Annotated in this window: 7 protein-coding genes; 3 read left to right on the top strand and 4 right to left on the bottom strand. The window is 73.6% G+C overall.

Annotation, left to right across the window (positions count from 1 at the left end):
- Positions 1-11: 11 nt before the first annotated feature.
- Positions 12-248: a glutaredoxin family protein gene (locus IEZ00_RS15850; RefSeq protein WP_189224031.1), complete on the bottom strand. Its 237-nt coding sequence runs from the start codon at positions 246-248 to the stop codon at positions 12-14.
- Between the two features lie 154 nt (positions 249-402).
- Positions 403-1872, bottom strand: a complete 1470-nt coding sequence (locus tag IEZ00_RS15845) for an AMP-binding protein (protein WP_189224030.1) — start codon at positions 1870-1872, stop codon at positions 403-405.
- A 170-nt stretch (positions 1873-2042) separates the two neighbouring features.
- Between IEZ00_RS15845 and IEZ00_RS15840 the strand changes: the two genes are divergently transcribed.
- The 3 genes from IEZ00_RS15840 to IEZ00_RS15830 all read left to right on the top strand — a co-directional run bounded on the left by IEZ00_RS15840 (position 2043) and on the right by IEZ00_RS15830 (position 4835).
- On the top strand, positions 2043-2696 hold the full coding sequence (locus IEZ00_RS15840) for a sigma-70 family RNA polymerase sigma factor (RefSeq protein WP_189224029.1): 654 nt from the start codon (positions 2043-2045) through the stop codon (positions 2694-2696).
- 83 nt (positions 2697-2779) lie between these two features.
- Positions 2780-3907, top strand: coding sequence for a DUF5667 domain-containing protein (locus IEZ00_RS15835; RefSeq protein ID WP_189224028.1), 1128 nt, complete (start codon positions 2780-2782; stop codon positions 3905-3907).
- 40 nt (positions 3908-3947) lie between these two features.
- Positions 3948-4835 carry an HAD family hydrolase gene (locus tag IEZ00_RS15830; protein WP_189224027.1) on the top strand — a complete coding sequence of 296 codons (888 nt, stop codon included), beginning with the start codon at positions 3948-3950 and terminating at the stop codon, positions 4833-4835.
- A gap of 360 nt (positions 4836-5195) precedes the next feature.
- Here IEZ00_RS15830 and IEZ00_RS15825 read toward each other — a convergent pair whose 3' ends face one another.
- Together IEZ00_RS15825 and IEZ00_RS15820 are read right to left on the bottom strand one after the other, a co-directional pair.
- Entirely contained in the window at positions 5196-6149 is a 954-nt protein-coding gene (locus IEZ00_RS15825) for a lysophospholipid acyltransferase family protein (protein ID WP_229795768.1), read from the bottom strand.
- A 17-nt stretch (positions 6150-6166) separates the two neighbouring features.
- Complete coding sequence (locus tag IEZ00_RS15820) at positions 6167-7204, bottom strand: NAD-dependent epimerase/dehydratase family protein (RefSeq protein WP_189224026.1); 1038 nt, start codon at positions 7202-7204, stop codon at positions 6167-6169.
- Between the last annotated feature and the right edge of the window lie 59 nt (positions 7205-7263).

Genomic DNA, 7263 nt, shown 5'->3' with positions numbered 1-7263 from the left:
GCACCCGGTAATCAGGCCAGGGCGGCGCGCAGCCGGTCCTCCTCGACCGACCAGTAGCCGTGCTCCTCGCCGTCCACCAGGATCACCGGCACCCGGTCGCCGTACTCGGCCCGCAGCTCCCGGTCCGAGTCGACGTCCTGGGTCTCCCAGGGCACCCCCAGCTCGCCGCAGATGCGCTCCAGGTCGGCCGCGGCCCGCTCGCACGCGTGGCAGTCGACCCTGGTGATGAGAGTGACGCGGTGACTCACCCCACCACCCTAAACCGCACCGGCAAGTACTACCCGTGGCCCACTTCCGAGCGCATGACTACTACCCGCCCCGACTGGGGTCGGCGGCTGTCACCGGGCGGGTAGTAGTTACCGGCGTCCACAGGGGGGTCGGGTAGTACTTGCAGGCGCGGGGTCAGCGCAGGAGGGCACGGGCCAGCTTGCCGGTCGGCGAGTGCGGCAGGACCTGCGCGAACTCGACCACCGCGGGCACCTTGAACTTCGCCAGCCGCTGGGCGCAGTGCTCCCGCACCCGCTCCTCGGTCAGCTCCGCGCCCTCCTCCAGCACCAGCACGACCTTCACCGCCTCGCCGGTCCGCTCGTCCGGCACGCCCACCGCCGCGACCTCGGCGACCCCGTCCAGCTCCCCCACCACCCGCTCCACCTCGTGCGGGTAGACGTTGAAGCCGTTGACGATGATCAGGTCCCCCGCCCGGTCCACCAGGTGCAGGTCGCCGTCCTCGTCGAGGTAGCCCACGTCACCGGTGCGGAACCAGCCGTCCGCGTCGGGGCCGTGCGCCCCGTCCGGCCAGTAGCCGCTGAACAGGTTGTCGCCCTTGGCCGCCACCAGGCCGGTGCCCGGCTCGTCCTCGTCCACGTCCAGCGGCCTGCCGTCGCTGTCCACCAGGCGCACCCGCACGCCGGGCAGCGGGCGGCCCACCGACCCCGGCTTGGGCAGGCCGCCGACCAGCGTCGAGGTCAGCACCGGACCGGTCTCGGTGAGGCCGTACCCCTCGTACACGGGCAGGCCGACGGCCTGCCGCACGGCGGCCTGCACTGCGGCGGGCAGCGGGGCCGCGCCCGAGGTGAACAGGCGCACCGTGGCCAGGTCCTCGCGCAGCTTCTCGATCGGCCGGGTCAGCAGCGCCCGGTACATCGGCGGCACGCCCGCCAGCGCGGTCACCCGGTGCTCGCGGACGGCGTCCAGCGCCGCGTCCGGGTCGAAGCGCTCCAGCAGCACCGCCGTCGCGCCCGCGCCCGCCACCTGGAACAGGCCCGGCCCCAGCCCGTAGACGTGGAACAGCGGCAGCGCCAGCAGCACCCGGTCGCCCGCCGTGACCGGCGCGGGGCGCAGCGCCGCGCACTGGGCCACGTTGGCCAGCAGGGCCCGGTGCGACAGCATCACCCCGCGCGGGACGCCCGAGGTGCCGGAGGTGTAGCTGAGCACGGCCAGGTCCTCACCCCCGGTGACCGCCTCGAACGGCTCCCCGCCCGCCTCACCGGGAGCCAACGCCGGGGCGGGCAGCGTGTCGACATCCGCACCGCCACCGTCGCCGACGAGCAGCCGCGCGCCGCTGTCGGCCAGCAGCCGCCCCAGTTCCCGCTCGGGCTGACCGGGCCCGGCGGGCACCAGCACGCCGCCCGCGCGCAGCACGCCGAACACGGCCGCGCAGAACTCCGGGCCGGTGGGCAGCCGCACCACGACCCGGTCGCCGGGGCGCAGGCCCGCCGCGGTCAGCCTGCGCGCCTCGGCGTCCGCCGCCGCGTCCAGCTCCGACCAGGTGAAGCTCGTCCGTGTGGCGACGTCCACCAGCGCGACGTGCTGAGGTCCCCGGTGCGCGGAGGCGCGCACCAGGTCGGCGACGTTGCGTGCGGGAGAGGGCAAGGCGACCTCCTGGCTGACCCGGCGTACTCCCGCGCAGTCTGTCACGCGCGGACGGCGTCGGGCAGTGCGTCCGAAAGCCCGGTCGGCAGGCGGCCGGATGCCGCTACCTACTACGGAGTAACAACACGTATGCTGCCTGGACGTCGACTCTGTGGAGGTGCCGCAGGCCGATGACCGACAGGGCACGAGAGAGCACCACCCGACCCCGTCGGGGCCTCCGCGGGGTGTGGAGCACCGGAGGGCGTTCGAGCACGATCGGCAACGTGGGCAACGACGCGGCGGACGAGCCGTGGGACCTGGTCCGTGCCGCCCAGGAGGGCGACACGGACGCGTTCGGCGCGCTGTACGACAAGTACGTCGACGTCGTCTACCGGTACGTGCTGTTCCGCGTGGGCGACCGCACCCTGGCCGAGGACGTCACCAGCGAGACCTTCCTCCGCGCGCTGCGCGGCATCGGCTCCATCAGCTACCAGGGCCGCGACGTGGGCGCGTGGTTCGTCACCATCGCCCGCAACATCGTCCTGGACCACGTGAAGTCCAGCCGCTACCGGCTGGAGGTCACCACCGCCGAACCGGCCGACAACCGCGAGGTCACCAGCGGGCCGGAGCAGGAGGTGCTGACCCACGCCACCAACGAGGAACTGCTGCGCTGCGTCCGCCAACTGGGCGATGACCAGCGCGAGTGCATCACGCTGCGCTTCATCCAGGGCTTGTCCGTGGCGGAGACCGCCGCGAAGATGGGGCGCAACGAGGGCGCGATCAAGGCCCTGCAGCACAGGGCGGTGCGCCGGTTGGCCCAACTGCTGCCGCCCTGGCTGCGGTGACCGCCGTCGCACCGCCCACCCGCGTAACCCGGAGCGCACCGGTTCGTTGCTCCGGGTGAGGTCCGTTTCGAGACGGTGCGGAAATGGTGGGCAGAGGGATCACGCCACTAGGGCGCCACAGGCAGCGCGAGCAGTTCGCCCGCGCCGTGGACGCGCTGCCCGCGAACGACCCGGACCCCCGCTTCGCCGACGAGCTGGCCGTCGTGGCGCTGCTGCGGGAAGCCGCCCGCACCAGCGGCCCGGACGACGCCACCAGGGCGCGGATGCGCGAGCGCGTGCTCGGCGCGCGGGCCGCCCCGGTCGGCGAGCCCGACTCGCGCCGCGGCGGGGCGCGCGGCCGGTTGGTGGTGGCGCTGGCCGCCGCGCTGTGCCTGGTGTTCTCCCTCGCGGGCATGAGCCTGCTGCTGAGCAGGGACGCGCTGCCCGGCGACGCGCTGTACGGCGTCAAGCGCACCGCCGAGGACGCCAGCCTCGGCCTCACCTTCGGCGAGGAGTCCAAGGGCTTCAAGCGGCTGGAGTTCGCCGCGGCCCGGCTCACCGAGCTGGAGACGCTGGCGCACCGCCACCGGGGTTCCGACGGCGGCCCCGTCAGCGGCTACCTGACCGCGCTGGCCGACCACGACGCCGACGCCGCGGCGGGCTCGCGCGCCCTGACCGCGTTCGGCGTGAACTCCGACCAGCGCGCGCTGACGTCGCTGGCGGACTGGGCGGGCGCGCAGCGCGCCCGGCTCACCGACCTGCGCGACGACCTGCCCGCCCAGGCCGCCGAGCGCGCCGGGGGTTCGCTGGAGCTGCTCGACCGGATCGAGCGGCGCGCCACCGACCTGCGGGCCCGCTCGGGCTGCACCGCGATCACCTCCGGGCAGTCCGACGACATCGGCCCCCTGCCCGCCACCGGCGAGTGCACCTCGCCGCAGCCCGGCCCGACCGGCTCGGTGACCGAGCTGACCACGACCGCGCCGACCACCCAGCAGCCCCCGCCCGCCACGACCGCGGCGCCCCAGCCCACCCCGAACCCCGCCCCGGTTCCCACCCAGCCGCAGCCCACCCAGCCGCAGCCCGCGCCCACCGGCACCGCGCCGGGCCTGCCGACGCTGCCGCTGCCCCTGCCCCCGATCACCTCGCTGCTGCCGCAACCGAGCACGCAGCAACCGCAGCTGCCGCTCCCGCTGCCCCTGCCCGGACTGCCCGGCCTCCGGCTCGGCGGCTGATCGCTACCCTGGTCCCATCGGACTGGCGGGAGGCGCTGGCGTGGCGGCAAGGCGTGTGGTGGAGAGCTCGGCCGAGCGGGAACGGCTCGCCGAACTGGCAGGTGAGGCCTCGGCCCGCGCCGCGTTGGCCACGTCCCCGCTGTCGGTGCCGTCCGACCTCACCGCGGCCGCGTTCTTCGACGTGGACAACACCATGATGATGGGCGCGTCGATCTTCCACTTCGCCCGCGGCCTGGCCGCGCGCAAGTACTTCCGCAACTCCGACCTGGCGGGCTTCGCCTGGCAGCAGATCAAGTTCCGGGTCGGCGGCCGGGAGGACCCGCAGAGCGTCAAGGCCAGCCGCGAGCAGGCGCTGTCGTTCGTGGCGGGCCGCAGCGTGGCCGAGCTGATCAACCTCGGCGAGGAGATCTACGACGAGCTGATGGCGGACAAGATCTGGGCGGGCACCCAGGCGCTGGCCCAGATGCACCTCGACGCCGGGCAGCGGGTGTGGCTGGTCACCGCCACCCCGGTGGAGCTGGCCTCGATCATCGCCCGGCGGCTCGGCCTGACCGGCGCGCTGGGCACCGTGTCGGAGAGCGAGAACGGCATCTACACCGGCAGGCTGGTCGGCGACCTGCTGCACGGCAGGGCCAAGGCGCACGCGGTCCGCGCGCTGGCCGCCAAGGAGGGCCTGGACCTGCGGCGCTGCACCGCCTACTCGGACTCGGTCAACGACGTGCCGATGCTGTCGGTGGTCGGCACGGCGGTCGCGGTCAACCCGGACTCCGGCCTGCGCGAGACCGCCCGCAAGCGCGGCTGGGAGATCCGCGACTTCCGCACCGGCCGCAAGGCCGCCCGCATCGGCGTGCCCTCGGTGCTGGGCGCGGGCGCCCTGGCGGGCGCGGTGGCCCTCGGCCTCTCCTGGCGCAAGCGCTGGCTCGGCTGACCCTCTCTTCCGCGAGTCGAACGCTCAGCACCCCCGAGTTCAACGCTCAGAACAGCCACGCCCGCCCCCAGCGTCGCCCACTCATGGGCGTGTTGGGCGTGTCGCGCGTTCCGACACCACGAACCGAGCGTTCACGCACCCCGACCTGCACTTTCGCGCCTTGGCCCGCGCTCTCACCCACCTCGGGCGGTACTTACCGGCCCTCACAACCCCGCCGGGTAGTACTTGCCCACGCACCAGAGACGGGGCGCGCGCGAGCGCCGTCCTTGGCGACCTGCCGCGCGGCGAGCGCACGCTCTTCCACCCTCAACGACGAACTCAGGGGTCCTGAGCGTTCGACTCGCGGAGGAGGGGTGGGGGTCAGCCGAGGAAGACGTTGCGGCGTTGGATGAGCAGGCGGTAGAGGGTCTGCTGGATGGTCTCGCGCACCTGGTCGGTCAGGTTGAACACCAGCATGGGGTCGTCGGCGGCGTGCTCGCCGTAGCCGTCGGTGGTGATCGGCTCGCCGAACTCGATGTACCACTTCGACGGCAGCGGGATGGCCCCCAGCGGCCCCAGCCACGGGAACAGCGGCGTGATCGGGAAGTAGGGGAAGCCGAACAGCCTGGCCAGCGCCTTGAGGTCACCGATCTTGGGGTAGATCTCCTCCGCGCCCACGATCGAGCAGGGGATGATCGGAACGCCGGTGTTCAGCGCGGCGGAGACGAACCCGCCCCGGCCGAACCGCTGGAGCTTGTAGCGGTCCTTGAACGGCTTGCCGATGCCCTTGAACCCCTCCGGCCACACGCCGACCAGCTCGCCGGAGCGCAGCAGCCGCTCGGCGTCGGGGTTGCACGCCAGGGTCTGCCCGGACTTGCGGGCCAGCGCGCCCAGCACGGGGGTGCGGAACACCAGGTCCGCGCCCAGCATCCGCAGGTGCCGGTGCGCCGGGTGCTCGGCGCGCACCGCGTAGGCGGTCATCACCGAGTCCAGCGGCAGCGTGCCGGAGTGGTTGGCCACGATCAGCGCGCCGCCCTCGGCGGGCACGTGGTGCAGGCCGATGGTCTCCACCCGGAACCACTTCTCGTACAGCGGGCGCAGCGGCGGCATGATCACGTGGTCGGTCAGGTCCGGGTCGAAGCCGAACTCGTCGACCTGGTAGTCGCCCTCGATGCGCCTGCGCACGAACGCCAGCAGGTCGGCCAGCCTGCGCTCCCACTCGGCGGCGGGTGCCCCGGACTCGGACTCGGGCTCGGGGTCCGGAACGGCCCGCGGCCGGGGGCGCGACCGCTCCCCGTCCGGGCCGTGCAGCGGGATGACCCGCGCTTCCGCCACGTGCGCCTCCTCGGGGATCAGCGGAGCCGGGCGGCCAGGTCGAGCACGCCGCGCTCGACCGAGGTCACCAGCTCGGGGTCGATGACCGGGCGCATCCCGCGCCCGCTCACGTAGTCGTCGAACGCCTGCTGGGTGGTCCACCGGGGGGTGAAGCCGAAGTCGCGCTTGAGCCTGGTCGTGTCGACCACCCGGCCCCAGTTGAGGAACCGCATCTGGTCGGGCGAGAAGTCCACCAGGCGGGCGCTGCGGAACAGCCTGCCCACTCCCGGCACCGCGCCGCTGGGCACCGGCAGCGGCAGCTTGCCCGCGCGGCGGATGGCCTGGGACAGCAGCAGCACGCCGTCCGCGCCCACGTTGAACACGCCGGGCAGGTCGTGCATGGTGGCCCGCTCCAGCACGGCCAGCGCGTCCTCGGAGTGCAGCAGCTGCACGCGGGCGTCGTAGCCGAGCACGGTCGGCACGACCGGCAGGGCGAAGTACCTGGTCAGCACGCTGTCGATGCGCGGGCCGATGAAGTTGGTGAACCGCAGCGTGGTGACCGACACGTCCGGGCGGCGGCGGCAGAAGCCGCGCAGGTAGCCCTCGACCTCCACGGCGTCCTTGGCGTAGCCGCTGGAGGGCAGGTCCTTGGGGCCCATCTCCTCGGTGAACACCGCCGGGTCGCGGGAGCTGGAGCCGTACACCGCGCTGGTGGACTTGACCACCAGCTTGCGCACGTGCGGCGACTTCTGGCACGCGGCCAGCAGCTGCATCGTGCCGATGACGTTCATCTCCTTCATCGCCGTGCGGCCGGACGGGCCCGCCGGGTTGGCCGACACCGAGGCGTGCACGACCGTGTCGACGCCCGCGGTGGCGATGACCTTGGCGATGAGGGGGTTGCGGATGTCGGCGCGCACGAACTCGGCCCGGCCCATCCTGCGCCGCAGGTCGCGCGACGGCGGTTCGGTGTCCACCCCGAGCACGCGCTCGACGTCGGGGTTGGCGGCGAACCGCGCGGCGAGGTGGCCGCCGAGGTAGCGGCTGCAACCGGTGACGAGGACGACCTTCGGCGCCATGCGACTCCCTGCGGGTGCTGCGACGGTTGGATGCTACCCAGCGCACCGGGTGCGCGATC

This window comes from Saccharothrix coeruleofusca (assembly GCF_014648515.1).
Lineage (GTDB): Bacteria > Actinomycetota > Actinomycetes > Mycobacteriales > Pseudonocardiaceae > Actinosynnema > Actinosynnema coeruleofuscum.
Note: the sequence above shows the minus strand (reverse complement) of the source record. Positions and strands in the feature narration are given on the sequence as shown.

Bases quoted from the DNA above. Each gene is read 5' to 3' on its own strand.
- IEZ00_RS15840 (WP_189224029.1), top strand. From the start codon at position 2,043: ATGACCGACAGGGCACGAGAGAGCACCACCCGACCCCGTCGGGGCCTC.
- IEZ00_RS15820 (WP_189224026.1), bottom strand. From the start codon at position 7,204: ATGGCGCCGAAGGTCGTCCTCGTCACCGGTTGCAGCCGCTACCTCGGC.
- IEZ00_RS15835 (WP_189224028.1), top strand. From the start codon at position 2,780: ATGGTGGGCAGAGGGATCACGCCACTAGGGCGCCACAGGCAGCGCGAG.